25 protein-coding genes are annotated in these 25,330 nt (G+C 71.1%); 13 read left to right on the top strand and 12 right to left on the bottom strand.

Annotation, left to right across the window (positions count from 1 at the left end):
* Nucleotides 1-26 precede the first annotated feature (26 nt).
* The 3 genes from H295_RS0105125 to H295_RS0105135 are packed head-to-tail and all read left to right on the top strand — an operon-like array spanning nucleotide 27 to nucleotide 3,492.
* Nucleotides 27-962: an NTP transferase domain-containing protein gene (locus H295_RS0105125; protein ID WP_020134260.1), complete on the top strand. Its 936-nt coding sequence runs from the start codon at nucleotides 27-29 to the stop codon at nucleotides 960-962.
* Nucleotides 959-2,389 (top strand): molybdopterin molybdotransferase MoeA, encoded by a 1,431-nt coding sequence (locus H295_RS0105130; RefSeq protein ID WP_020134261.1) that lies wholly within the window; start codon nucleotides 959-961, stop codon nucleotides 2,387-2,389. Before H295_RS0105125 ends, H295_RS0105130 begins: the two co-directional genes overlap by 4 nt.
* Nucleotides 2,386-3,492 carry an NAD-binding protein gene (locus tag H295_RS0105135; protein WP_020134262.1) on the top strand — a complete coding sequence of 369 codons (1,107 nt, stop codon included), beginning with the start codon at nucleotides 2,386-2,388 and terminating at the stop codon, nucleotides 3,490-3,492. The genes H295_RS0105130 and H295_RS0105135 overlap by 4 nt, the downstream gene beginning before the upstream one ends.
* Nucleotides 3,493-3,525: 33 nt before the next feature.
* Here the strand turns inward: H295_RS0105135 and H295_RS0105140 are convergent, their stop codons facing one another.
* Both H295_RS0105140 and H295_RS0105145 read right to left on the bottom strand, forming a co-directional pair.
* Complete coding sequence (locus H295_RS0105140; RefSeq protein WP_020134263.1) at nucleotides 3,526-4,383, bottom strand: ABC transporter permease; 858 nt, start codon at nucleotides 4,381-4,383, stop codon at nucleotides 3,526-3,528.
* Entirely contained in the window at nucleotides 4,380-5,396 is a 1,017-nt protein-coding gene (locus H295_RS0105145) for an ATP-binding cassette domain-containing protein (protein WP_020134264.1), read from the bottom strand. Before H295_RS0105145 ends, H295_RS0105140 begins: the two co-directional genes overlap by 4 nt.
* 172 nt (nucleotides 5,397-5,568) lie before the next feature.
* Between H295_RS0105145 and H295_RS0105150 the strand changes: the two genes are divergently transcribed.
* Nucleotides 5,569-6,549, top strand: coding sequence for an NAD(P)H-quinone oxidoreductase (locus tag H295_RS0105150; RefSeq protein WP_028809063.1), 981 nt, complete (start codon nucleotides 5,569-5,571; stop codon nucleotides 6,547-6,549).
* Between the two features lie 35 nt (nucleotides 6,550-6,584).
* On the opposite strand, the gene H295_RS0105155 is transcribed toward H295_RS0105150, so the two are convergent.
* Entirely contained in the window at nucleotides 6,585-7,283 is a 699-nt protein-coding gene (locus tag H295_RS0105155; RefSeq protein ID WP_020134266.1) for a hypothetical protein, read from the bottom strand.
* Nucleotides 7,284-7,419: 136 nt separating this feature from the next.
* Between H295_RS0105155 and H295_RS0105160 the strand changes: the two genes are divergently transcribed.
* Both H295_RS0105160 and H295_RS0105165 read left to right on the top strand, forming a co-directional pair.
* Nucleotides 7,420-7,962, top strand: coding sequence for a bacterial proteasome activator family protein (locus H295_RS0105160; RefSeq protein ID WP_020134267.1), 543 nt, complete (start codon nucleotides 7,420-7,422; stop codon nucleotides 7,960-7,962).
* 398 nt (nucleotides 7,963-8,360) lie between these two features.
* Complete coding sequence (locus tag H295_RS0105165; RefSeq protein ID WP_028809064.1) at nucleotides 8,361-9,917, top strand: protein kinase domain-containing protein; 1,557 nt, start codon at nucleotides 8,361-8,363, stop codon at nucleotides 9,915-9,917.
* Nucleotides 9,918-10,025: 108 nt separating this feature from the next.
* Here H295_RS0105165 and H295_RS0105170 read toward each other — a convergent pair whose 3' ends face one another.
* Complete coding sequence (locus H295_RS0105170; protein WP_043217058.1) at nucleotides 10,026-11,072, bottom strand: phosphotransferase; 1,047 nt, start codon at nucleotides 11,070-11,072, stop codon at nucleotides 10,026-10,028.
* A gap of 472 nt (nucleotides 11,073-11,544) precedes the next feature.
* On the opposite strand from H295_RS0105170, the gene pdhA reads away from it, so the two are divergent.
* From pdhA to H295_RS0105185, 3 genes are read left to right on the top strand one after another with little or no spacing between them, the layout of a single operon-like run.
* The gene (pdhA, locus tag H295_RS0105175; RefSeq protein WP_020134270.1) at nucleotides 11,545-12,693 is read left to right on the top strand and encodes a pyruvate dehydrogenase (acetyl-transferring) E1 component subunit alpha; all 1,149 of its coding nucleotides are present in this window, start codon (nucleotides 11,545-11,547) and stop codon (nucleotides 12,691-12,693) included.
* A gap of 2 nt (nucleotides 12,694-12,695) precedes the next feature.
* A complete protein-coding gene (locus H295_RS0105180; RefSeq protein WP_030320104.1) occupies nucleotides 12,696-13,676 on the top strand; it encodes an alpha-ketoacid dehydrogenase subunit beta in 981 nt (326 codons plus the stop codon).
* 10 nt (nucleotides 13,677-13,686) lie between these two features.
* The gene (locus H295_RS0105185; RefSeq protein WP_020134272.1) at nucleotides 13,687-15,132 is read left to right on the top strand and encodes a dihydrolipoamide acetyltransferase family protein; all 1,446 of its coding nucleotides are present in this window, start codon (nucleotides 13,687-13,689) and stop codon (nucleotides 15,130-15,132) included.
* A gap of 93 nt (nucleotides 15,133-15,225) precedes the next feature.
* Here H295_RS0105185 and H295_RS0105190 read toward each other — a convergent pair whose 3' ends face one another.
* Together H295_RS0105190 and H295_RS0105195 are read right to left on the bottom strand one after the other, a co-directional pair.
* Nucleotides 15,226-16,203, bottom strand: coding sequence for a Bro-N domain-containing protein (locus H295_RS0105190; RefSeq protein ID WP_020134273.1), 978 nt, complete (start codon nucleotides 16,201-16,203; stop codon nucleotides 15,226-15,228).
* A 166-nt stretch (nucleotides 16,204-16,369) separates the two neighbouring features.
* Entirely contained in the window at nucleotides 16,370-17,206 is an 837-nt protein-coding gene (locus H295_RS0105195) for a D-alanyl-D-alanine carboxypeptidase family protein (RefSeq protein WP_234021575.1), read from the bottom strand.
* A 279-nt stretch (nucleotides 17,207-17,485) separates the two neighbouring features.
* On the opposite strand from H295_RS0105195, the gene H295_RS0105200 reads away from it, so the two are divergent.
* Nucleotides 17,486-18,136, top strand: coding sequence for a GntR family transcriptional regulator (locus H295_RS0105200; protein WP_028809065.1), 651 nt, complete (start codon nucleotides 17,486-17,488; stop codon nucleotides 18,134-18,136).
* The gene (locus tag H295_RS0105205; protein WP_020134276.1) at nucleotides 18,133-19,431 is read left to right on the top strand and encodes an MFS transporter; all 1,299 of its coding nucleotides are present in this window, start codon (nucleotides 18,133-18,135) and stop codon (nucleotides 19,429-19,431) included. Before H295_RS0105200 ends, H295_RS0105205 begins: the two co-directional genes overlap by 4 nt.
* Nucleotides 19,432-19,436: 5 nt before the next feature.
* Here H295_RS0105205 and H295_RS0105210 read toward each other — a convergent pair whose 3' ends face one another.
* Both H295_RS0105210 and H295_RS0105215 read right to left on the bottom strand, forming a co-directional pair.
* Entirely contained in the window at nucleotides 19,437-20,216 is a 780-nt protein-coding gene (locus H295_RS0105210; protein WP_020134277.1) for an SAM-dependent methyltransferase, read from the bottom strand.
* Nucleotides 20,217-20,294: 78 nt separating this feature from the next.
* A complete protein-coding gene (locus tag H295_RS0105215; RefSeq protein ID WP_020134278.1) occupies nucleotides 20,295-21,119 on the bottom strand; it encodes a maleylpyruvate isomerase family mycothiol-dependent enzyme in 825 nt (274 codons plus the stop codon).
* 182 nt (nucleotides 21,120-21,301) lie between these two features.
* On the opposite strand from H295_RS0105215, the gene H295_RS0105220 reads away from it, so the two are divergent.
* Nucleotides 21,302-22,075, top strand: a complete 774-nt coding sequence (locus H295_RS0105220; protein ID WP_020134279.1) for a carbon-nitrogen family hydrolase — start codon at nucleotides 21,302-21,304, stop codon at nucleotides 22,073-22,075.
* Between the two features lie 34 nt (nucleotides 22,076-22,109).
* On the opposite strand, the gene H295_RS0105225 is transcribed toward H295_RS0105220, so the two are convergent.
* Both H295_RS0105225 and H295_RS0105230 read right to left on the bottom strand, forming a co-directional pair.
* Nucleotides 22,110-22,607 (bottom strand): LURP-one-related/scramblase family protein, encoded by a 498-nt coding sequence (locus tag H295_RS0105225; protein ID WP_028809066.1) that lies wholly within the window; start codon nucleotides 22,605-22,607, stop codon nucleotides 22,110-22,112.
* Complete coding sequence (locus H295_RS0105230; protein WP_020134281.1) at nucleotides 22,604-23,587, bottom strand: GlxA family transcriptional regulator; 984 nt, start codon at nucleotides 23,585-23,587, stop codon at nucleotides 22,604-22,606. Before H295_RS0105230 ends, H295_RS0105225 begins: the two co-directional genes overlap by 4 nt.
* Before the next feature lie 52 nt (nucleotides 23,588-23,639).
* On the opposite strand from H295_RS0105230, the gene H295_RS0105235 reads away from it, so the two are divergent.
* Nucleotides 23,640-24,032, top strand: coding sequence for a cupin domain-containing protein (locus tag H295_RS0105235; protein ID WP_020134282.1), 393 nt, complete (start codon nucleotides 23,640-23,642; stop codon nucleotides 24,030-24,032).
* A 59-nt stretch (nucleotides 24,033-24,091) separates the two neighbouring features.
* Here the strand turns inward: H295_RS0105235 and H295_RS47460 are convergent, their stop codons facing one another.
* Nucleotides 24,092-24,250 (bottom strand): hypothetical protein, encoded by a 159-nt coding sequence (locus H295_RS47460; protein WP_020134283.1) that lies wholly within the window; start codon nucleotides 24,248-24,250, stop codon nucleotides 24,092-24,094.
* An 18-nt stretch (nucleotides 24,251-24,268) separates the two neighbouring features.
* Nucleotides 24,269-25,309: a glycosyltransferase gene (locus tag H295_RS0105245; protein WP_020134284.1), complete on the bottom strand. Its 1,041-nt coding sequence runs from the start codon at nucleotides 25,307-25,309 to the stop codon at nucleotides 24,269-24,271.
* Between the last annotated feature and the right edge of the window lie 21 nt (nucleotides 25,310-25,330).

Raw genomic sequence — 25,330 nt, forward strand, 5'->3', positions numbered from 1 at the left:
ATCGCGGCGGCACGCATACTCGGGGGGTGACCGCGTACCAGCCCCCGGACGCCCAGGACCCCCAGGGCACACCGGGCACCCCCGGGACCGCAGCCGCGTACGACGTGGTCGTGCTCGCCGGGGGCGCCGCCCGGCGGCTCGGCGGCGCCGACAAGCCCGGTGTGCGGGTGGGCGGACGGCCCCTCCTCGACCGGGTCCTCGCCGCCTGCGCCGACGCCCGCACCACCGTCGTCGTCGCCGATCCCCGCCCCACGGTCCGGGAGATCACCTGGGCCCGCGAGGACCCGCCCGGCGGCGGCCCGCTGGCCGCCCTCGACGCCGGTCTGCGGCACACCGGCGCCGGGCACGTCCTGGTGCTCTCCGCGGACCTGCCCTTCCTCCGGGAGGGCACCGTCCGGCTGCTGCTGACCGTCCTGCGCACGGGCGGCGCCGACGGCGTGCTGCTCACCGACGCCGACGGCCGCGACCAGCCACTGGTGGCCGCGTACCGCGCACCCTCGCTGCGCCATGAACTCGCCGCGCTCACCAAGGAGCACGGCACCCTCGCCGGCCTCCCCCTGCGCCGGCTCACCGGCGCGCTCGACCTCACCCGCGTCCCCGACCCCGTCGCGTCCTTCGACTGCGACACCTGGGACGACATCGCCACCGCCAGGGCACGCATCAGGGAGCATGAGCACGTGTTGGATGAATGGATTTCCGCAGTCAAGGACGAGCTGGGCATCGACCTCGACGTCGACACCAAGGTGCTGCTCGACCTCGCCCGGGACGCCGCGCACGGCGTGGCCAGGCCCGCGGCCCCGCTGACCACCTTCCTCGTCGGCTACGCGGCCGCCCGGGCGGGCGGTGACCCCGAGGCGGTCGCCGAGGCCTCCCGCAAGGCCGCCGCCCTGGCCCTGCGCTGGGCCGAGGAGACCGAAGCGAACACCGACGCCGCCCCCGGCACCCGCCCGGACGCCGGATGACCGCCCGGTCCCTGCGCACCGGAGAGAACACCGGGCCCGCCGAGGACGCCGACGAACTCGACGTCGAGGAGGCGCTGGCCCTCGTGAGGAACGACCACGACCGCGCCCCGGGCGACCACCCGCCCGCAGCGGGCGGCACAGCCGCCGGGCACGGGCCGCGGCACACACCGGGACACGGGAGCCGCCCGCCGACCGCACACCGCCCCGACGCCCACCACAAGGCCACCCCGTGGCCCGAGGCCCGCGCCACCGCCGCCCGGGCCGCCCGCACGGTCACCCGCGGCGCCCGCCGCGCCCCCGTGTCCGTACGGCTCGACGACGCCCTCGGCCTCACCCTGGCCGCCCCCCTGGACGCCCTCACCGACCTCCCCTCCTTCGACACCTCCGCCATGGACGGCTGGGCCGTCTCCGGACCCGGCCCCTGGTCCGTCCGGGACGAGGGAGTCCTGGCCGGACACGCCGAACCGGCCCCCCTGGCCGACGGCGAGGCCGCCCGGATCGCCACCGGCGCCCGTATCCCGGCGGACACCACCGGCGTCCTGCGCAGCGAGCACGGACAGCTGGACGAGAAGGGCCGGCTGCACGCGACCCGCAAGGTGGCGCACGGCCAGGACATCCGCCCGCGCGGCCAGGAGTGCCGCAGCGGCGACCAGCTCCTGCCGCCCGGCACCCTCGTCACCCCGGCCGTCCTGGGCCTGGCCGCGGCCGCCGGTTACGACACCCTCACCGCCGTCCCCCGCCCCCGCGTCGACGTCCTCGTCCTCGGCGACGAGCTGCTCACCGAGGGCACCCCGCGGGGCGGCCTGATCCGGGACGCCCTCGGCCCGATGCTCCCGCCCTGGCTGCGCGCACTCGGCGCCGAGGTGACCGCCGTACGGCGGCTCGGTGACTCCGCGGAGGCCCTGCACCAGGCGGTCAGCGGTTCCACGGCCGACGTGATCGTCACGACCGGCGGCACCGCGGCCGGCCCCGTCGACCACGTCCACCCCACCCTGGAGCGCATCGGCGCCGAGCTTCTGGTCGACGGGGTGAAGGTGCGTCCGGGCCACCCCATGCTGCTGGCCCGCACCAAGGAGAACCAGCACCTCGTCGGGCTGCCCGGCAACCCCCTGGCGGCCGTCTCCGGCCTGCTCACGCTCGCCGAGCCGCTGCTGCGCACCCTGGCCGCCCGGCCGGCCCCGGAGCCGTACACGCTGCCCCTGCGGGACGAGGCGCACGGCCACCCGTACGACACCCGGCTCGTGCCGGTGGTCCTGCGCGGCGACAGCGCGGTCCCGCTGCACTACAACGGTCCGGCGATGCTGCGGGGCATCGCGGCCGCCGACGCCCTGGCCGTCGTACCGCCCGGGGGCGCGCGGCCGGGGCAGGAGGCCGAACTGCTCGATCTGCCCTGGGCGTCCGCCGGAATCGGGGTGTGTTTCACGTGAAACTTCCGGGCCATGACGCCATCGCCCGCCAGGCGGACGAGCATCTCGTGACCCACAAGGTGAAGTTGCCGCGCAAGGTGGTGGAGCATCCGTTCCGCCAGGTCGCCAAGCGGGTGCTGATGGCCCTGCTGGTGCTCGCGGCGACCGCCCTGATCGTCTATTTCGACCGCGACGGCTACAACGACAACTCCGACCAGTCCGTCGACTTCCTCGACTCCTGGTACTACGCGACCGTCACGCTCTCCACGACCGGGTACGGCGACATCACCCCGGTCAGCGACGCCGCCCGGCTCACCAACATCTTCGTCATCACGCCCCTGCGTGTGCTGTTCCTGATCATCCTGGTCGGCACCACGCTGGAGGTTCTCACCGAACGCACCCGGGAGGCATGGCGACTCGACCGCTGGAGGTCCACCTTGCGCGACCACACCGTAGTGATCGGCTTCGGAACCAAGGGCCGTTCCGCGATCCAGACCGTCTGCGCGACGGGCCTGAAGAAGGAGCAGGTCGTGGTGGTCGACCCCAGCGGCAAGGCCATCGAGGCCGCGACCGCCGAGGGCTACGCGGGGGTCATGGGGGACGCGACCCGCAGCGAGGTGCTGAAACGGGCCGAGGTGCACAAGGCCCGGAAGATCATCATCGCCACCCAGCGGGACGACACGGCGGTCCTGGTGACGCTGACGGCCCGGCAGCTCAACAAGGCCGCGAAGATCGTGGCCGCGGTGCGCGAGGAGGAGAACGCGCCGCTGCTCAAGCAGTCCGGGGCCGACGCGGTCATCACGAGCGCCAGCGCGGCCGGCCGTCTCCTCGGTCTGTCGGTGCTCAGCCCCGCGGCCGGCATGGTGATGGAGGACCTGATCCATCAGGGCAGCGGGCTCGACATCGTGGAACGACCGGTCATAAAGGCTGAGGTGGGCCGGACCGCACGGCAGACGGACGACCTGGTGGTGAGCGTGCTGCGCGGGCACCGGGTGCTCGGCTACGACGATCCGGCCATCGGGACGCTGGAGCTGACGGACCGGCTGATCACCATCGTGCGGGTGTCGCCGGGTGCCCAGGTGACACCCGACGCGCGCCCGCTGCCCCCGATGCCGTCCAGCTGATCACCGGCGCCTTCCAGGGGATCTTCGAGCCGGTCACTTGCGGTTGTACAGGCGCATGGTGACCGGCCCGAAGACCGCGACGAACAGGCCCGCCCACCCCAGCGACCAGGCGATCTCGTCGGTGGGCCAGTCGCCCGCCATCAGTTCGCGCACCGCCGAGGCCAGATGGCTGACGGGGCTGTTGTTGACGAAGGCCTGGAGCCAGCCCGGCATGGTCCTCGGGTCGACGAAGACGTTGGACAGGAAGGTCAGCGGGAAGATCACCATCATGCTGACGCCCATGACCGACTTCTCGGTGCGCAGCAGCAGCCCGAACATCGTCCAGATCCACGAGAACGCGAACGAGAAGACGACCAGGAGCGCGATCCCGGCGAGCACACCGCCGACTCCGCCGTCCGGGCGGTAGCCCAGGATCACTCCGACAGTGAGCATCACGACCGACGCGATGGTGTAGCGCAGGGCGTCGCCGAGCAGGTAGCCGACCATCGTCGACGGCCGCCAGATGGGCAGCGAGCGGAACCGGTCGAAGACGCCCTTCTCGATGTCGGTGTTGACCGAGATACCGGTGTACATCGTGATCATCACGACCGACATGACGAGGATGCCGGGCAGCAGGAACTGGATGTACTCCTTCGGGGAGCCGGCCAGTGCGCCCCCGAACAGGTACGTGTACATCAGCACCATCATGATCGGAAACGCGGTGACGTCGAAGAGCTGCTCCGGCACGTGCTTGATCTTGAGGATCGCCCGCCAGCCGAAGGTCAGCGAGGCCGACAGCGCGCTCGGGCGCGGCGGCCGCTCCCCGGTGACCAGCAGCGCGGCCAGCGACTCGGCGCTGACGGGTGCGAGGTCCTTCGCTGCCCTGTCGTGAGGCTGGGTCACGGTGCTCATGCCGCCATCTCCTCGGCGTCGGTGTCGTCACTGTCGTCGGTGTTGCCGGTGGGGCGTCCGGTGAGGGCGAGGAACACCTCGTCCAGGCTGGGCTGGCCCAGCGAGAAGTTGTCGACGGTGATGCCGGTGCGGGCCAGTTCCGCGAGGGCCCGGGAGGCCTGCTCGGCGGCCGTGTCACCGGTCTCCGAACCGAGACGGGCCGACAGGGCGACCGGGTCCGGTTCCAGTTGCACCCGGGCGTCCAGGGCCCGCCGCAGGATCTCCGCCGCCTCGGGGCGCCGCCCGCTCTCGCGCAGGCGCAGATGGACGGTCCCGGCGCCCACGGACGCCTTCAGCTCGCCCTTGGTGCCCTCGGCGATCACCTTGCCGTGGTCGATGACGGCGATCCGGGAGGCCAGCTGGTCCGCCTCGTCCAGGTACTGCGTGGTCAGCAGGACGGTGGTGCCCTGGGCGACGACCGCGCGCACGATGTCCCAGACCTGGTTGCGGGAGCGCGGGTCGAGCCCGGTGGTGGGCTCGTCGAGGAAGAGCAGGTCAGGGGTGTTCAGGATGGACGCGGCGATGTCGATACGGCGCCGCATGCCGCCCGAGTAGTGCTTGACCTGCTTGGCCGCGGCCTCCGACAGCCCGAACGCCTCCAGAAGCCGGCCGGCGCGCTCACGGGCGGCCTTCTTGTGGTGGCCGAGGAGACGGCCCAGCAGAACCAGGTTCTCGGTGCCGGTGAGGTCCTCGTCGACGGAGGCGTACTGGCCGGTGAGACTGACCCGGCCGCGGACCTCGTCGGCCTCGCGGACGACGTCGTGGCCGAAGACATGGGCCTCGCCGCCGTCCGGCCGCAGCAGGGTGGCGAGCATCTTCACGGTCGTGGTCTTGCCGGCGCCGTTCGGGCCGAGGACGCCGTAGACCGTGCCGGCCGGCACCGCCAGGTCGACCCCGTCGACGGCCCTGGTCTCACCGAACGTCTTCACGAGGCCCGCGGTCTCGATCGCCAGGGCTGACGTGTGCTGGCTCATGGGCGGGTTCCTTCCGCGTGCTTGGGCTACGCACTTGAGCTACGCATGGGAAGACCTTTACCGTCGCGCGAACTCATCGGTGACGCACGGGGTTTTTCGGAGCGGGCGCCATCCGGGTGCCGGGGAGGGTGGTCAGGCGGGTGCGGCGCCGCGTGCGGGTAGCGTCGGTGTCATGTATGCGATCACGATTCCTGAACCCGGTGGGCCCGAGGCGCTGGTGTGGAGCGAGGTTTCCGATCCTGTCGCCGGCGAAGGTGAGGTGCTGGTCGATGTGGTGGCCGGGGCCGTCAACCGTGCCGACATCCTCCAGCGCCAGGGCTTCTACGACCCGCCGCCCGGCGCCTCCCCCTACCCCGGCCTGGAGTGCTCCGGGCGGATCGCCGCGCTGGGCCCCGGGGTCACCGGCTGGGCCATCGGTGACGAGGTCTGCGCCCTGCTCGGGGGCGGCGGCTACGCCGAGAAGGTCGCCGTACCGGCCGGGCAGCTGCTGCCGGTGCCCAAGGGCCTCGACGTGACGCGGGCGGCCGCGCTGCCCGAGGTGGTCTGCACGGTCTGGTCGAACGTGTTCATGGTCGCCCACCTGCGCCCCGGCGAGACGCTCCTCGTGCACGGCGGCTCCAGCGGCATCGGCACGATGGCGATCCAGCTCGCGAAGGCCGTGGGCGCCAAGGTCGCGGTGACCGCGGGCACGCGGGCCAAGCTGGACCGCTGTGCCGAACTCGGCGCGGACATCCTGATCAACTACCGGGAGCAGGACTTCGTCGAGGAGATCAGGAAGGCGACCGACGGCGCCGGGGCCGACGTCATCCTCGACAACATGGGCGCCAAGTACCTCGACCGCAACATCCAGGCGCTCGCCGTCAACGGGCGGCTCGCGATCATCGGCATGCAGGGCGGCATCAAGGGCGAACTGAACATCGCCGCGCTGCTGAACAAGCGGGCCGCGATCAGCGCGACCTCGCTGCGGGCCCGGCCGACGTCCGAGAAGACGGCGATCGTGGCGGCCGTACGGGAGCATGTATGGCCGCTGCTGGACGCCGGGCACGTCCGTCCCGTCGTCGACCGGGAACTGCCGATGAGCGACGCGGCCGCCGCGCACCGGGTCGTCGAGGAGAGCGGCCACATCGGCAAGGTCCTGCTGGTCACGCCTTGACCACAGGTCCATTGGTCACGCCCTGACCGCAGGTCCTAACCGCGGCGCAACCGCAGGGCGAACAGGGCGAGGCCGATCCCCAGACCGATCAGCACCAGCCCGGTGCCCAGCGGCAGGATGAACACCTTGGCCGCGGTCTGTGCCGCACCCCGCGGCGCGGTCGCGGCGGCGGTCTCGCGCGGCGGCTCCGAGACGGCGGTGAGGTCACCGTCATCGGTGCCGGTCCCCGTGGCGTCGGTGGCGTCGGTGGGGTCGTCGTCCTCCGGCGGCGGCTCCTCCCGGCGCCCGGGCCGCTCCCGCCCCTCGCCGGCCAGGCTGCCGGCGCGGGAGGGGGTGGCGGCCGAGGGAGCGGGTGCGAGGGAGGGTGAGGGGGAGGCGCGGTGGGGGCCGTGGGCCTGTGCGGAGTCGGCGGGGTGCGAGGGGGGCGGGCTGTTCCTCGGCTCGTGGTCCGACAGCGGGGCCGACGCCGTGCGCGAGGGGGAGGCGCTCGGGCCGGGCACAGCCGTGACCGGCGTCCGTCGATGAGTCGGCCCGTGAGTCGGCGCGGAGAGCCCCAGGGGCGAGAACGGCCGCTGCAAGGCCCCCGGCGAGGCCGCGCCGACGGCGGACAGCAGGGGCCGGGGCCCGGCGTCGTACGGCTGGATCGTGCCCGTGGGCCATCCCCCGGACGGCAGGACGGCCGTGCTCGACCCCACCACGAGCGCCAGTACCGTCGCGTGCAGCCAAGGAGTCACGGGACAAGACTGGCATTCAGTCCGTTGACCGGCATTCCGGACGAGGCACAGGTGTCGATCGGCGGCCGGAACGGTGGACCAGCCCGCACCGGGGGCACCGCACCGGGGAGAGGTACGGGTGCGAGAGAATGGCTGCATGGAGATGCCGAGGAACGAAGGTTCGCCGGAAAGCCCCCAGATCCTGGTCGTGGGTCAGGACGGGATGGCACTGGGCGGCGGGGGTGACGACGACTCCCGCGAGGTTCCGGTCACGGAGATGGTCGAGCAGCCCGCGAAGGTCATGCGGATCGGCAGCATGATCAAGCAGCTGCTCGAAGAGGTGCGCGCGGCTCCCCTCGACGAGGCCAGCCGGGCCCGCCTCAAGGAGATCCATTCCAGCTCGGTCAAGGAGCTGGAGGACGGTCTGGCCCCGGAGCTCGTGGAGGAGCTGGAGCGGCTCTCCCTGCCCTTCAACGAGGACGCGACCCCGAGCGACGCGGAACTGCGTATCGCGCAGGCCCAGTTGGTGGGCTGGCTGGAGGGACTCTTCCACGGGATCCAGACCACCCTGTTCGCCCAGCAGATGGCCGCGCGGGCCCAGCTGGAGTCGATGCGTCGCGCCCTCCCGCCGGGCGTCGGCGGCCACGAGGAGGGCGGCGACCCGCGCGCGGGCGGCCGCTCGGGCGGACCGTACCTGTAGACGCGGACCGTACCCGTAGACGTCGAACGACCAGGGGCCCGGCAGCGTCGGCTGCCGGGCCCTTCCTGTCAGGCCGGGCGCCGGAAGCGCTCGTTCGGGTTCTTCTTCCGTGACCTTGGACACGGAGCCCGGCCGGTGACAGGGTCCACCGGATCGTCGGGCGTGGTGCCCGTTCCGTGGCCGTACGGGAAAGATGGGTCGCGCGGGCGTTACAGGTGGCCCACCACCGGTACACAGGATTTGCACGCCGAGACGTAGTACAGGTTTGATGACCGGTCCGTCTCGGGCCGGTCCCCGGGCTCATCCCGGACCGGCGGCTTGCGCGAAGGCTGTAGCGTGGCCGACGGAGACCGTAACAACACCGCGCGCACCGCGGGCAGAAACGACGGCGAGGACCGATGGCACAGCAGCAGCGCGCTCAGGGCCCGTCCGACCCCGAGGCGACTGGCGGCGGAATGTCAGATGCGCCGGAGCTGTGGGGGAACGGCGGACTGGTCGGGGACGGCCGGTACCGGCTGACCCGCAGACTCGGCCGGGGCGGAATGGCCGAGGTGTTCGCGGCCGAGGACGTACGGCTCGGACGCACCGTGGCGGTCAAGCTGCTCCGCGCCGACCTCGCCGAGGACCCGACCTCCAAGGCCCGCTTCACGCGCGAGGCCCAGTCCGTGGCCGGCCTCAACCACCACGCGATCGTCGCCGTGTACGACTCCGGCGAGGACTACGTGGGCGGCCAGTCGGTGCCGTACATCGTCATGGAGATCGTCGAAGGACGGACGATCCGCGACCTGCTGCTCAACGCCGAGGCGCCCGGGCCCGAGCAGGCCCTGATCATCGTCTCCGGGGTCCTGGAGGCGCTCGCCTACTCGCACCAGCACGGCATCGTGCACCGTGACATCAAGCCGGCGAACGTGATCATCACGCACAACGGCGCGGTCAAGGTGATGGACTTCGGCATCGCCCGCGCCCTGCACGGCGCGTCCACCACGATGACGCAGACCGGCATGGTCATGGGCACCCCGCAGTACCTCTCCCCCGAGCAGGCCCTCGGCAAGGCCGTCGACCACCGCTCCGACCTGTACGCGACGGGCTGTCTCCTCTACGAACTCCTCGCCCTCAGGCCCCCGTTCACCGGCGAGACCCCGCTGTCCGTCGTCTACCAGCACGTCCAGGACATCCCGACGCCGCCCTCCCAGGTCTCCCAGTCGGTCCCGCCGGAGCTGGACGGCCTGGTCATGCGCTCGCTCGCCAAGGAGCCGGACGACCGCTTCCAGACGGCCGAGGAGATGCGCGGGCTGGTCCAGTACGGCCTCCAGATGCTGTACGACCAGGGCGGCCACACCGGCACCTGGAACACCGGCCCCGTGACGGCGCACGACGGCCGCGGCACGCCCCCCGCGGGCTTCGCGAGCACCAGCGTGCTCCCGCACCCCGGCGCCGCCTCCGGCACCACCCAGATCCCGCAGCCGATCCTGCCGGGCGGCTACGGCGGCGGGGACGACGGCGGCTTCGAGGGCCACGGCAACCGGGGCAGCGGCCGCGGCAAGCTGTGGATACTGGCCGTCCTGGCGGTGATCGCGGTCGCGGCGGGTGTCGCGCTGGCGCTCAACGGCGGCGGCAAGGGCAGCGGCGGCACCGAGACCAGCCCCACGGCGACCACCTCGAAGTCCACCGACGACCAGTCGGCCAGCGAGACGCCCAGCGAGGCGCAGACGGACGACTCGACCGACACGTCCACCGACGACAGCGGCTCGGGCGGCTCCAACTACACGCCCTCCTACACCCCGTCGTACACACGCTCCTACTCGCCGTCGCCCACGCCCACCGAGCCGACGGCTACGGCGACGGAGCCCACGGAGACGGCGGAGCCGACGGAGACGGCGGAGCCCTCCGACACGGCGGCGCCGACCGGTGGTGGGGGCGTCATCTCGGGGCCGACCGGCGGCGACGACTCCTGATCCGCTGAAGCGATCCGCTGAAGTCCTCCCCGCGCGCGTGGGTCCATGAACGGACCCGCGCGCGCGTGCCGTTGACGGGCCGTAGGCGCAGGCCGTACGACGCCGCCCTCAGCCGGCGAACGCGTCGCACACTGCGTCGTACTCCCGTGTCCACCACACGACCAGCGCGGAGGCCGCCGGGAACTGGGGGTCCGCGCGGGTGTCTCCGCGCTCGTAGTGCCAGCGCAGCATCCAGAAGTCGTTGAGGCGCTCCCACCACACCCGGTGCACGGCCGCCGCGAGTTCCGAGGGCGTGGCTCCCGCCGTGCGCCGGTACGCGCGCGCGTACGCCCGGACCTTCGGCAGGTCGAGGGCTCCCGCCGGCCGTACGAAGAAGATCGCGGCGGCGCGTACGGCCTCCTCGGCGCGCGGCTTCACTCCGAGCCGGTCCCAGTCGACGATCGCGGCGGGCGCGTCGCCCCGGTAGAGCAGGTTGAAGGGGTGGAAGTCCCCGTGCACCCAGCCCACGGGGCCGCCGTGCGGAGGCCGCCGCCCCATGTGCTGCTCCAGCAGGGTCCGCCGCTCCAGCAGCCGGTGCCGGGCCAGCTCGTCGAAGGAGTCGGCGGGCCGGTGCCGGTGCACGCGCGCGAGGAGGTCGTCGATGACGGTGAAGGTCACCTCGGGGTCGGCGGCCGGGGCGGAGGCAGGGGCGGCGCGGTGGGCCGGTGCGGTGCGGCCGGTCGGCATCACGCGCTCCAGGCTCGCGTGCACCACCCCCAGCAACGCTCCCAGGCGGCCGCACTGGGTGGGGGTGAGCTGCGCGCCGTGGCGGTGGCGTCCTTCGATCCAGGGGTGCAGGGCGTAGGCGTGGCCGCCGACGACCGCGACCGTACGGCCGTCGTGGGCGGGCAGCGGCGGGGCGACCGGGACGCCGAGGTCGGCCAGGCGCTGGGTGGCCCGGTGCTGGCGGGCGATGGCCTCCGGGGCGGCGGTCTCGGGGTCGAAGTGGTGCTTGAGGAAGTAGCGGCCGCGGGTCGTGCACAACCGGTAGCCGCGGTTCAGGAGCCCCTGGTCGACGGGGTCGCAGGTGAGGGCGGATCCGGCGGAGTACCGGCGGAGGAGAGCGCCCAGCGGGGGCGCGTGAAACACCGGGGGTGGTACAGAAGAGCGCGGCACGCGCCAGATGCTAGGGCACGGGACACCCCGCTGAGCTGGGCGTTGTCACAGACAGTCATATTCGTTCAGGGTGGGTACAGGAAGTGACGCTCGGGGCCGCGTGCGGCCGTCCTGGTGGAATTCCATGATTTCCACCCCTTCGTGCACTCCGGAAGTCGGACACGGAAAGTCTTCCGGTGACCTGGGTAGACGGGATAACGTGCCGTTGCTCCGGCCTCCTGCAAGGCTGTGACCAGCACCCCTTCGGCCCTTTCCCGATTTACTTGGAAATCCAAGCAAAATCGCAGGTCAAAGGGGGTTTCACAGAAATGTGGAGCACTGGGTAACGTGATTCTTGCAGGGCGCTCGCCGGGGCACCTGTCACGCCTGTTCCGGCCGAGTGGCACCCACCCCGTGGCACGGGAGTCGGGAACAGGTGAGCCGCACTGGTACACCCGGCAACCCCGGGGGCCGGACCGACGGAGGAGCACACGTGACCGTGGAGAGCACTGCCGCGCGCAAGCCGCGACGCAGCGCCGGGACGAGGAAGTCCCCGAGCACCAAGCCCGAACTGGTTCAGCTGCTGACGCCCGAGGGCAAGCGCGTCAAGAACGCCACGTACGACAAGTACGTCGCCGACATCACCCCCGAAGAGCTCCGCGGTCTGTATCGCGACATGGTGCTCACCCGTCGCTTCGACGCCGAGGCCACGTCCCTCCAGCGCCAGGGCGAGCTGGGCCTGTGGGCCTCGCTGCTCGGCCAGGAGGCCGCCCAGATCGGCTCCGGCCGCGCGCTGCGCGACGACGACTACGTCTTCCCCACCTACCGCGAGCACGGCGTCGCCTGGTGCCGCGGGGTCGACCCGACCAACCTGCTCGGCATGTTCCGGGGTGTGAACAACGGCGGCTGGGACCCCAACAGCAACAACTTCCACCTGTACACGATCGTCATCGGCTCCCAGACGCTGCACGCCACCGGCTACGCGATGGGCGTCGCCAAGGACGGCGCGGACAGCGCCGTGATCGCCTACTTCGGCGACGGCGCCTCCAGCCAGGGCGACGTGGCGGAATCGTTCACCTTCTCCGCCGTCTACAACGCCCCGGTCGTGTTCTTCTGCCAGAACAACCAGTGGGCCATCTCCGAGCCGACCGAGAAGCAGACCCGCGTCCCGCTCTACCAGCGCGCGCAGGGCTTCGGCTTCCCCGGCGTACGGGTCGACGGCAACGACGTCCTCGCCTCCCTGGCCGTCACCAAGTGGGCCCTGGAGCGGGCCCGCGCGGGTGAGGGGCCGACGCTCGTCGAGGCGTACACCTACCGCATGGGTGCCCACACCACCTCCGACGACCCCAGCAAGTACCGGGCCGACGAGGAGCGCGAGGCCTGGGAGGCGAAGGACCCGATCCTGCGCCTGCGCCGGTACCTGGAGTCCTCAAACCACGCGGACGAGGGATTCTTCGCGGAACTGGAGACCGAGTCCGAGGCGTTGGGCAGGCGAGTGCGTGAGGTGGTGCGGGCCATGCCGGATCCGGACCGCTTCGCGATCTTCGAGCACGCGTACGCGGACGGGCATGCGCTCGTCGACGAGGAGCGGGCCGGGTTCGCCGCCTACCAGGCGTCGTTCGCGGATGGGGAAGGGGCCTGATCATGGCAGCGGAAAAGATGGCTCTGGCCAAGGCGATCAACGAATCGCTGCGGCGTGCCCTGGACACCGACCCGAAGGTCCTCGTCATGGGCGAGGACGTCGGCAAGCTCGGCGGTGTGTTCCGGGTGACCGACGGGCTGCAGAAGGACTTCGGCGAGGACCGGGTCATCGACACCCCGCTCGCCGAGTCGGGCATCGTCGGCACCGCGATCGGACTGGCCCTGCGCGGCTACCGCCCGGTGGTGGAGATCCAGTTCGACGGCTTCGTCTTCCCGGCCTACGACCAGATCGTCACCCAGCTGGCCAAGATGCACGCGCGTTCGCTGGGCAAGGTCAAGATGCCGGTGGTCGTCCGCATCCCCTACGGCGGCGGCATCGGCGCGGTCGAGCACCACTCGGAGTCGCCCGAGGCGCTGTTCGCGCATGTGGCGGGCCTGAAGGTGGTCTCGCCGTCCAACGCGTCGGACGCCTACTGGATGATGCAGCAGGCCATCCAGAGCGACGACCCGGTGATCTTCTTCGAGCCCAAGCGCAGGTACTGGGACAAGGGCGAGGTCAACACCGAGGCCATCCCCGGCCCCCTGCACAAGGCGCAGGTCGTGCGGGAGGGCACCGATCTGACGCTGGTCGCCTACGGCCCGATGGTGAAGCTGTGCCAGGAGGTGGCCGACGCGGCCGCCGAGGAGGGCAGGTCGCTGGAGGTCGTGGACCTCAGGTCGGTCTCGCCGCTGGACTTCGACTCGATCCAGGCGTCGGTGGAGAAGACCCGCCGTCTGGTGGTGGTGCACGAGGCGCCGGTGTTCTTCGGCTCGGGCGCGGAGATCGCGGCCCGGATCACCGAGCGCTGCTTCTACCACCTGGAGGCACCGGTGCTGCGGGTGGGCGGCTACCACGCCCCGTATCCGCCGGCGCGGCTGGAGGAGGAGTACCTGCCCGGCCTGGACCGGGTGCTGGACGCCGTCGACCGCGCCCTGGCGTACTGAGGAGAGGGTCGTGACGACGATGACGGATGCGTCCGTACGCGAGTTCAAGATGCCCGACGTGGGCGAGGGCCTGACCGAGGCCGAGATCCTGACCTGGTACGTCAAGCCCGGCGACACCGTGACCGACGGTCAGGTGGTGTGCGAGGTGGAGACGGCCAAGGCGGCCGTCGAACTGCCCATCCCCTACGACGGGGTGGTGCGCGAACTGCGCTTCCCCGCGGGCACCACGGTGGACGTGGGCACGGCGATCATCGCGGTCGACGTGGCGGGTGGGGCACCCACGGCCGCGGAGCCCGTGGTCGCGGAGCCTGTGGTCGTGGAGCCCGCGGCTGCTGAGGCCGCTCCGGCGGAGAAGGAGCCCAAGCCGGCGGGTTCGGGCCGTCAACCGGTCCTGGTCGGCTACGGCGTGGCCACCTCCTCCACCAAACGCCGCCCCCGCAAGGGCCCCGAGGTCCCCTTCCAGCAGGCCCCGGCGGTCGTGGCGGTCCAGGCCGAGCTGAACGGCCACGCTCCGGCGCCCACCGCGCCGGCTGCCGGGCAGTCCCGTCCGCTGGCCAAGCCGCCGGTGCGCAAGCTGGCCAAGGACCTGGGCGTCGACCTCGCCACGGTGATTCCGTCCGGCCCGGACGGCATCATCACGCGTGAGGACGTGCACGCGGCGGTCACGCCGACGGAGGCACCTGCGACGGCGCCGGTGCAGGCCCCGGCCCAGGCCCAGGTGGTCCCGGCGGCGCCCGCCGCCTCCTACGACGCGGCGCGTGAGACCCGTGTCCCGGTCAAGGGTGTCCGCAAGGCGACGGCCGCGGCGATGGTCGGTTCCGCGTTCACCGCCCCGCATGTCACCGAGTTCGTGACGGTGGACGTCACCCGGACCCTCAAGCTCGTCGAGGAACTCAAGCAGGACAAGGACCTCCAGGGCCTCAGGGTCAACCCGCTGCTGCTGATCGCGAAGGCCCTGCTGGTCGCGATCAAGCGCCACCCGGACATCAACGCCTCCTGGGACGAGGCGAACCAGGAGATCGTGGTCAAGCACTACGTCAACCTGGGCATCGCCGCGGCCACGCCCCGGGGCCTGATCGTCCCGAACATCAAGGACGCCCACGCCAAGACGCTGCCGCAACTCGCGGAGTCGCTGGGCGAGCTGGTGGCCACGGCCAAGGAGGGCAGGACCTCCCCGGCCGCGATGCAGGGCGGCACCGTCACCATCACCAACGTCGGCGTCTTCGGCGTCGACACCGGCACGCCGATCCTGCCGCCCGGCGAGTCCGCGATCCTCGCCGTCGGCGCGATCCGACTCCAGCCGTGGGTCCACAAGGGCAAGGTCAAGCCCCGCCAGGTCACCACGCTGGCCTTGAGCTTCGACCACCGCCTGGTGGACGGCGAACTGGGCTCCAAGGTCCTGGCCGACGTGGCGGCGATCCTGGAACAACCGAAGAAACTGATCACCTGGGCGTGACCTGTCCCGAGCGGGTCAGGTTGTCCAACAGTGAAGGGACGGCCGCAACTTCGGATTGCGACCGCCCCTTCACCCATTTCTACGCAGGGTGGCTCAGGACCGGTTGAGCACGTACACCGGAGCGCCGGCCTCCGTGGCTCCCTGAGACCTGATGCAGGCGTGCTTGCGCAGGAGCCGCAGGCATTCGTTGACGCGGTGCACAGTCAGTCCGGTCCGGGCCGCGATCGATTCGAGCGGCTGCCGCAGCTCACCCTCCTCGACGAGCACAGGAGCGATGACGACAGCCACGGTCCAGACGTCCTCGGTCACGGACAATCGCCGCCGCCAGTCGGCCAGGACGGATTCCGTGGTCGGCGGTGTGGACAAGTCCTGGGTGTGTGCAGGCCGTTCGAGAGCGAGGGCGTCGAGCCGGTCCGCGATGCGCTCCATAGCCAGGGCGATGGCCTGTTGGGCGGCGAGAGCGGCTCGCTGCGTCTCGAGCATTTCTCGCTGTGACTCCACGATCGCCTCTTGCAGCGCGATCGACTTGTGCTGGGCGACTGCGAGTTGTTCGTCCGCCTGGAGATTGCGTTCCTCAAGCCGGACGATGGCCTCGGCGACCTGTTCCGGCATCGCGTAGGCGATGGGGGCTCCCGGCTCGGAAGGCTGCACCTCGGCTTCTTCGAGGGTGTAGGAGCCCTCTCGCTGGACGGTCTCGATCACCTCTGCGGCCCACTGTTTGAAGGGGGCGCAGGAGGGCTTGGTGCAGGCGTTGACGAGCAGGATCAGCCCCTGGAGAGAGATGACGTTCAAGTCTCGCCGCCACTCTCTACCTGCGGGAACGCTGAGACCGTAACCTCCAGTTAGGGTCTCGAGGATGTCTCGCTGGTCTGTCGGGACATGGTCTGCGAGAGCCTTCTGCGGATTCGTGTGCCCCAGTTGCCTGCACACATCCACCGCCGGAAACCAATGGTTCCCGTCCGGCATGGTCAGCCTCCGGATCCGGTGTCCGGTCGCCGCGTAGACGAAGTCGCTGACGTCGATCGCGTCCCGCCTCTTGCCCGCCTCGGGCCGCTTGCTGGGTTCGTTCACGTGAACCACCTCCGCAGCGGAACCTAGGGCGAAGGAAAGCGAATATGCCAATTTACATAATGATATTCACCAATGCGAGGTAAATACCCCTGATTTCGCTTGCGTGAAGACATGGCAAAGGGGCCCGCCGTAGATCCAGTGGCAGGCCCCTTGGCAGGTGCAGGTGTCAGCCGGCCGTTGCGAAGCCGTAGTTGAGGAGCTTCTTCGCGTCCGCCTCGCGCTGGGCGATCGAGGTGGAGGCGAGGACCGTGCCGATGATGGTCTTGCCGTTGCGGGTGGCGGCGAAGACGAGGCAGTACTTGGCCTCGGGGCCGGAGCCGGTCTTCACGCCGATGGTGCCGCTGTAGCTGCTGAGCAGGCCGTTGGTGTTGGTCCAGGCGGCCATCGTGCGGGTGGAGCCCGTCTTGGTGATCGTCTTCGCCGTGTACTTCTTCGTCTTCACGATCGTGCGGAACGTGGAGTTCTTCATCGCGCTGCTGGCGATCTTCGTCAGGTCGCGCGGCGTCGAGTAGTTGTTGCCGTTGCCGATGCCGTCGAACGAGTCGAACTTCGTGTTGCGCAGGCCGAGGTCCGTGGCGGCCTTGTTCATCTTGCCGATGAACGACTTCACGCGCGCGGCACGGGTCGAGCCGGAGCCGTAGGTGTCGGCGAGCGCGTACGCGGCGTCGCAGCCCGACGGCAGCATCAGCCCGTACAGCAGCTGACGGACGGTGACCTTGTCGCCGACGATGAGGTGGGCCTGCGAGGCGTTGTTCGCGACGACGTAGTCGCTGTACGCCTTCTGGATCGTGACCTTCTTGTCCAGGTTCAGGTTCGACTGCGCGAGCACGACCTTCGCGGTCATGATCTTGGTCGTGGAACCCGTGGAACGCTTGGTGTCGGCCGCCTTGGTGTACAGCGTCTTCGCGGTCGAGTTGTTCATGACGTAGCCGCCCTTGGCCACGATCGAGGGCGCGGTGGCGGCCTGCGCCGGCACGGCGGCCAGGGCGCCGGTGGCGAGCATGGCGCCGGCGGTGACGCTGACCGTGGCGGCGCGGCGGAGACGGCTGCCCTTGGTGCCGGTGATGGCGGTAATCAACTGGAATACCCCGATTGTGTTGAATGCCCCTGAGGTGCGGCCGAGTTGGAGGGGAAGAAAGGGGGCCGCACGCATGAGACACGTATCTAGCACGAATGGTTGTGGGGTGAAGCGGTCAGGGGTGCCTTCTGTGACACCGTTGGTACACAGGTCCGCATCGTGGACGGATATTCCATGCGTACGTGTTGTATCTAAGCTGTGGGCATGACCCTGGCAGTGAAACAGCCCCCCGCCGCCGACCGCGTCTACACCCACGTCAAGCAGGGTGTGCTGGACCGCCGTTACGAGGGCGGGAGTCTGCTCACCGAGGGCGAGCTCGCCGAGGCCGTCGGCGTTTCTCGTACGCCTGTGCGGGAAGCGCTGCTGCGGCTGGAGGTCGAAGGGCTGATCAAGCTTTACCCGAAAAAGGGAGCGCTGGTCCTGCCCGTCTCCGCGCAGGAGATCGCGGACGTCGTCGAGACCCGCCAGCTGGTCGAGACGCACGCCGTCCGCAAGGCCGTACCGGCCTCCCCGCAACTCATCGCCCGGCTCGAGGAACTGCTCGCCCAGCAGAAGGCGCAGGCCGCCGCCGGAGACCTGGCCGGCGCGGCCGTCACCGACCGCTGTTTCCACGCCGAGATCGTCCGCAGCGGCGGCAACGAGATCCTCAACCGCCTCTACGACCAGCTCCGTGACCGTCAGCTCAGGATGGGGGTCGCCGTCATGCACGCCCACCCGGACCGCATCACCAAGACGCTCGCCGAGCACGAGCAGATCCTGCGGGCCCTGCGCTCCGGCGACACGGAGGCGGTCACGAGCCTGATCCACGGTCATGTCGAGTGGTTCTCCCACCTGGCGCGCGGGGAGGTGCGATGAGCCGCCCCGCGGTTCTTCCGGGCGACCCTCCGGGCGGCCGGCGCGCGATGGCCGTCTGGGGCATCGGCGTCTCCGTGTACTTCGTCGCGGTCATCTTCCGAACGTCCCTCGGGGTCGCCGGACTCGACGCGGCCGACCGCTTCCATGTGAACGCCTCGGCCCTGTCGACCTTCTCGATCCTCCAGCTCCTCGTCTACGCGGGCATGCAGATACCCGTCGGCCTGCTCGTGGACCGGCTCGGCACCAAGAAGGTGCTCACCCTGGGCGTGGTGCTGTTCACCGCGGGACAGCTCGGCTTCGCGTTCTCCCCGTCGTACGGCACCGCGCTCGCCTCGCGCGCCCTGCTCGGCTGCGGCGACGCGATGACCTTCATCAGCGTGCTGCGCCTGGGCACCCGTTGGTTCCCGGCCCGGCGCGGACCCCTGGTCGCCCAGCTCGCCGGACTCGTCGGCATGGCGGGCAACCTGGTCTCCACGCTGGTCCTGGCCCGTCTGCTGCACGGGGTCGGCTGGACCGCCGCGTTCGCGGGCAGCGCGCTCGCCGGAGTCGTCGTGCTCGTCCTGCTGCTGCTCTTCCTCAAGGACCACCCCGAGGGCCACGAGCCGGCGCCCTTCCCGCACCGCGGGGCGGCCTACGTACGGCGTCAGATCGCCGCGTCCTGGCGCGAGCCCGGCACCCGGCTCGGCCTGTGGGTGCACTTCACGACCCAGTTCCCGGCGATGGTGTTCCTGCTGCTGTGGGGCCTGCCGTTCCTCGTCCAGGCACAGGGGCTGTCCCGGGCGACGGCGGGTGAACTGCTCACTCTCGTCGTGCTGTCCAACATGGTCGTCGGTCTCGTCTACGGCCAGGTCGTCGCCCGGCATCACGGGGCGCGGCTGCCGCTCGCGCTCGGCACGGTGGGCGTGACGGCGCTGCTGTGGGCGGCCACGCTGGCCTACCCCGGCGAGCGCGCGCCGATGTGGCTGCTGATCGTGCTGTGCGTGGTGCTCGGTTCCTGCGGACCCGCGTCGATGCTCGGCTTCGACTTCGCGCGCCCGGCGAACCCGCCGGAGCGGCAGGGCACCGCGTCCGGCATCACGAACATGGGCGGCTTCGTCGCCTCGATGACCACCCTGCTCGCCGTGGGGGTGCTGCTGGACGCGACGGACGACAACTACAGCGTCGCCTTCTCCTCCGTCTTCGTGCTCCAGGCCCTCGGCGTCAGCCAGATCCTGCGGCTGCGCGGACGGGCGGCCCGTCGGGAACGCGAACGGCTGGTGGCGAGCCGCGTGGAGACGGTGCACGTGCCCGCCTGAGCGGGTCAGCGCACGGGCACGAGCGTGAGGTACGCCAGTCCCAGCAGGCCCCGGTAGGCCGACCACTGGGCGCGGTGCCGGTCGAGGCGCTCGCGGGTCGCCGCCGCCAGCGGATGGTCTCCGTGATCCGCGAGCCACACCTCGGCGTCCGCCTGGTAGCCGGACTCGAACTCCTCCCACTCGTCCAGGCTCGCCGTCTCCGTCCACTCGGGCCGGAACCCGGCCGCCACGGCGAGGTCGACGAGGGACGCGAGCGCGGGCTGGTCGTCCACGGAGGCACCCGGCCACATGCCGGACAGCTCGGCCGACGTGGGCGTGCGCTGCCAGAAGGTCTCACCGAGCAGCACGCGGCCGCCGTCACGGACCAGCCGGCGCAGTTCCCGCAGGGCCGCGGGCAGATGGTGCGGCGGCTCCCCAGCAGTGAGGGCGTGGCTCGAACCGACGCACAGGACCACGTCGGCGGGCCCTCGCGAGGACCCCACGGCGGACTCCTCCACGAACGCCATCCGGCCCGCAAGTCCCCGCGCCTCGGCGGCGGCCCGCCCCCGGTCCAGGTCCTCCGCGTTGACGTCCACCCCGGTTCCCGTGGCGCCGGGCACGGCCGCGAGCACCCGCAGCGTCAACTCGCCCCAGCCGCAGCCGAGATCCAGCACGCTTGTCGGCTCCGCGAGCGCGAGGCGCCGTACGAGAGCGTCCGCCCGGGGCTCGGAGAGCGGGCCGTGGAAGGTCAGCCGGGTGAGCCGGGGCGGGCCGTCGGCCGCCGTGTCGTGCCGTGTGTCGTCCATGGCCGCAAGCTAACGACCGGGCTCGCCCCACGACATCGAATATCGGCCCGGGCCAGTCGGCGGACCCAGGCCGGTCCGCTACTGCGTGACCGTGAAGTTCCGCAGGATCGCCCCCGTCAGTTCCGGGTCGCCCTCCGCCTTCACACGGTCCGCCACCGCCTCCGGGGTCACGCGGCCGCAGGCCAGACGGACGTAGGTCTCCCAGTCGAGGGTGAGGGTGGCGGCCGGGCCGAGGGCGGGGGCGGTCTCCAGGGTGCCGCGGCCCTGGATGTCGACGCGGATGGTCCGCAGGAACTCCACGGGGCCGTGGACGTCGAAGACGATCGCCGAGCTGCGGGGGGCGTCGGCCTTGACGGCCACCACGTCGGGCAGCGCGTCGAGGAGGACGTCACGGGCGACCTGGGCGCCGGGGGAGTCGAGGTTGCCGGGCCGGCCGAGGGCGGTGCGCAGGTCCTGTTCGTGCACCCAGACGTCGAAGGCGTGCCGGGGCATGGACTCCGCGAGCGTCAGTTCGGATCCCAGCGGGCCGCGGACCTTGGTGCCGGGGTCGCGGGACTCGTTCCGCAGCTGCCGGTTGCGGCGGATGATGACGTACTCCAGCTCGGAGGTCATCTCCGGCGCGGTGTGGTGGCGGCGGACGTCGACCTGCATCTCCATGTACCGCTGGATGTCGTTGGTGACGTGGTACAGGTCGCGCGGGAGGGTGTGGATGGGGCGCGGGTCGCCGAGCATCTCGCAGTCCAGGCCGATCACATGAGACACCACGTCCCTGACGGACCAGCCCGGGCAGGGGGTACGGCGGTTCCACTCGCCCTCCACCAGCGGGGTCACCAGCTCGGATATCGCTTCGATGGAATGGGTCCAGGCGTCGGCGTAGGGCTGGAGGGTGGGATGCAGACTCACGGAACGGGACCCCTCGGCGGTCGGAGCACGGGCTGGTGATGGCGTCGTTGCCAGTGGAGGCGGTGGCTGTCGGCGGGTGTCTTGGAACGCTAAGTTACGCTGCTGTGAGGCACCCCGGCAGTGCTTTCGTGTGACGATCGTAGGCCCGTAAGGGACGGCTCGAATGCCAGGACGGTGGTAGTGTGCGCGCCTCTCTGATCCAGATCGCCGTGGATGAGGACGAATCGGTCGAATCCCGTCGCGGTCGGGTGGCCGCACTGGTACGGGAGCAGTCCGGTGCCGACCTCGTCGTGCTGCCGGAGCTGTGGACCACGGGGGCGTTCGCCTTCGAGGAGTTCGGGCGCGCGGCCGAGCCGCTGGAAGGGCCGACGTACGAGGCCATGGCGAAGGCGGCGAGCGACACGGGCGTGTGGCTGCACGCGGGTTCGATCCCCGAGCGGGACGCTGACGGCACCCTCTACAACACCTCCCTCGTCTTCTCCCCCTCCGGTGAACTGGCCGCCGGCTACCGCAAAATCCACCGCTTCGGCTTCGACAAGGGCGAGGCCGTGCTGATGGGCCGGGGCGAGGACCTGGTGACGGTCCGGCTGCCCGGCACGACCGTCGGTGTGGCCACCTGCTACGACCTCCGTTTCCCCGAACTCTTCCGCGGTCTCGTCGATGCGGGCGCCGAGACCCTGGTGATCCCGGCGGGCTGGCCGGAGCGCCGCCGGGCGCACTGGACGCTGCTGGCCCAGGCGCGGGCGGTCGAGAACCAGGCGTTCGTGCTTGCCTGCGGAACGGCCGGGACGCACGCGGGAGTTCCGCAGGCCGGTCACTCGATCGTGGTGGATCCGTGGGGCGAGGTGCTGGCCGAGGCGGGCGCCGGCGAGGAGGTCCTCACCGTGGAGTTCGACCCCGGGAAGGTGGCCGTGACCCGGGAGCAGTTCCCGGCCCTCAAGGACCGGGTGCTCTGACCTCGGGGGCGCCGGGAGACGCCGGGGCGGGGGTTCAGTCGTCCTCCCGCTCCTTCTCCGCGAGGTGGATCACGCACACCGCCACCGCGATGAGCAGCGCCGGGTCCGCGTCCTCCCGGACGATGTCGACGCCGTAGGTCTCGCGGACGTGCAGCCACCGCCGCGAGACCACCGCGAGCAGCTCACCGTCGTACTCGACGGCGAACTCCCGGTCGAGGATCTTGCCGCTGATGTCGAGTTCGGTACGGCCGTCGGCGAGCGCCACCCGGTAGTGGTTGCGCAGCAGCGACAGCCGCTTGCGGCGGATCGTGGCCAGCGGCTCGCCGTCCCGCTCGATCAGCATGGTGTCGCGCAGGGCGAACATCTTCTGGCGGATGTCGATCAGGACCCGCCCCTGGGTGTCCTTCAGCTCGAAGGTGTCCCGCAGCCGCATGGCCTTGCCGTCGACCAGGAACACCTTGTTTCCGTGGTCGTCCTCGATCCAGTAGTCCTCACCGAAGCCGAGGAGCCGGTCGCGCACGAGAAATCTCATACCCTTACCGCTTCCCCGGCGCCCGGTCCGAAACGCCGCCGGTAGGCCGACGGACTGAGTCCCGTCTCGTGCCGCACCCGCGCGCGGAGGTTGGCCGCCGTGCCGAGCCCGCTCCTGGCGGCTACCACGTCGAGCCGTTCCTCTCCGCGTTCGATGAGCCGACAGGCGAGCGCCACCCGTTCCGCCGTCAGCCAGGCGAGAGGCGTCGTCCCCAGCTGGGACTGGAAGCGCCGGTGCAGGGTGGCAGGGGAGACGGCCGCGCGGTCGGCCAGGTCGGCCACCGTCAGCGTCTCCCCCAGCCGCTCCTGCGCCCATGCGAGCAGCGGGCCGAGCGACTCGTCCCGTACGTCGGGCAGGGGACGCTCCACGAACTGCCGTTGCCCGCCGTCGCGGTGGGCGGCGAAGACCAGCCTGCGGGAGACGTGGTTGGCGATCTCGGCCCCGTGGTCCCGGCGGACGAGATGCAGCCCCAGGTCGAGCGCCGAGGCGCTGCCGGACGCCGTGAGGATGTCACCGTCGTCGACGAAGAGGACGTCGGGCTCCAGCAGGACGCCCGGGAATCGGGCCCGGAACGAGTCGGTCCACATCCAGTGGCAGGCCGCCCGCCGTCCCTCCAGCAGACCGGCCTCCGCCAGGGTGAAAGCGCCCGAGCAGAAGCCGACCAGCCGGGCGCCGCGTGCGTGTGCCCGGCGTACGGCGTCCAGCACGCGGGGCGAGCGCGGGGTGTCGGTGTCGGGCCGGTTCGGCACGATCAGCGTGTCCGCCGACTCCGCCGCCTCCAGGCCCGGCACCCCGGTGAGGGTGAAGAACCCGTCCCGCATCCGGGTCTCCGGTGCGGCGGCGCACAGCGTGAAGTCGTAGAGTTCACGGCCGAGTTCGGGCCGTCGCAGCCCGAAGACCTCGATGGCGCAGCTCATCTCGAAGGGGTTCGAGTTCTCGTCCACGACCAGGACGACACGGTGCGAGGATCCTTGCGGCATGTGCGATTCCTAGCACTCGTACGCCGCCCGGACCAGCCCGCACGATGGCGCCATGGCAACCGAACCCGTCTCCCTGCCCACCGCCCTGGCCTCCTTCACCGAGCAGTGGAGCCCCCGCATCGTCACCGCCGTCAACGACTACGACGTCCGCGTCACCCACGTCGAGGGCGAGCACCTCTGGCACGTGCACGACGACACCGACGAGTTCTTCCTGGTCCTCGACGGCGAACTGCACATCGCGCTGCGCGAGGCGGCGGGCGAACGCACGGTCGTCCTGCCGAGACTGTCCGTCTTCACCGTCCCCAAGGGCGTCGAGCACAAGCCGTACGCCCCCGTCCCGACCGACATCCTCCTGCTCGAACCGACCGGCACCTCCACGGTCGGCGACCGCCACGACGAGGTCCCGGCGCATGTGGAGGTGACGACGGGTCACGCGCTGGGGTGACGGACGCTGAACGACGTCGAGGGTGCCGGGGACATGGCTCCCCCGCACCCTCGACGTGACTACCGCCGGCGCGGGGCCAGCTTGAACACGGCTACGCCCGCGGCGACCAGCGTCGTGGCGGCCACCAGCATCGCCATGCTGTTCAGCCACATCCCGGTCGCGGCCAGCGTGGCGCCTCCGGCCCCGGTCGTGCCGGCGCCGATCACTCGTCCGTACATCGTGTCTCTCCTAGAGGGTTATGTTGCGACCCACTTCTCCTCGCTGCGGCGCAACAGCCCCCACAGCGAGGAGAAGTAGACGGCGTGCTGGAACAGGTCGTAGAGCATCTCGGGGATCATCAGGGCCGCCACCAGCACCGCGCGGGGCCCCGCCCGCCGTACCGAGACCGTCTTCTCGACCAGGAAGATCAGTCCGATCGCGGTCCAGAAGGGCGAGAAGCCGGGCCAGCCGTACAGCGTGGTGTACGTGACCATGTAGGTGAGGTAGACGAGGAAGGACAGCGCGCCGAAGCCCATCAGGAACTGCTGCATGAAGTAGCGGGCGGTGACACGTGTCCAGCCGTAGTCCCGCAGGTTCTCCAGGGCTCCGCGCTGCCACCGCAGCCGCTGGTGCCAGAGCTTGCCCAGGGTGGGCATGACCTCGGTGGTGACCTCGCAGCCGGCCGGGGACATGGCCCGGTAGCCGAGGGTCTTGACCGCCTTGGTCATCTCGTCGTCCTCGGTGAGCGAGGCGAGGCTGTAGTAGGCGGTGCCGCCGCCGAGCACCCCGCCGCGGCGGGCGGCGCGCACCTCGCGCAGGACGCGGGCGCGGAACATGGTGCCGGTGCCGGTGAGCACCTGGGCCTTGCCGCCGGTGCGCTCCAGCTCCCAGGCGTAGCGGTGGAACTCCATGCGCTGGAGCAGCCCGAGGAGACCGCCGCCCTCCTCGCCGTAGAAGACCCCGCCGACGGCGCCGACCTTGCGGTTGAAGGTGCCGATGGCCGTCTCGCTGAACCAGGGGTTGAGGACGGTGTCGGCGTCCTGCACCAACAGCAGGTCGCGGTCCTCGAGATGGGGCAGTACCCAGGCGATGGCCTGGTTGAGGGCGCCGGCCTTCTTGTGGGTGTTGCCCTGGGTGGCGAAGACCTGCGCGCCGTGCGCGACGGCGATCTCGGCGGTGGCGTCGGTGCAGTTGTCGGCGACCACGACGATCAGGTCGGGCCGACGGGTCTGCCGCCACAGGCCCTGTATCGCCTCGGCGATGCGGTCCTGTTCGTTGTGGGCCGGTATCAGCGCCACCAGCCGCAGCGGGCCGTCGAG

The sequence above is a fragment of the Streptomyces sp. 351MFTsu5.1 genome (assembly GCF_000383655.1).
In the GTDB taxonomy this organism is placed as follows: domain Bacteria; phylum Actinomycetota; class Actinomycetes; order Streptomycetales; family Streptomycetaceae; genus Streptomyces; species Streptomyces griseorubiginosus.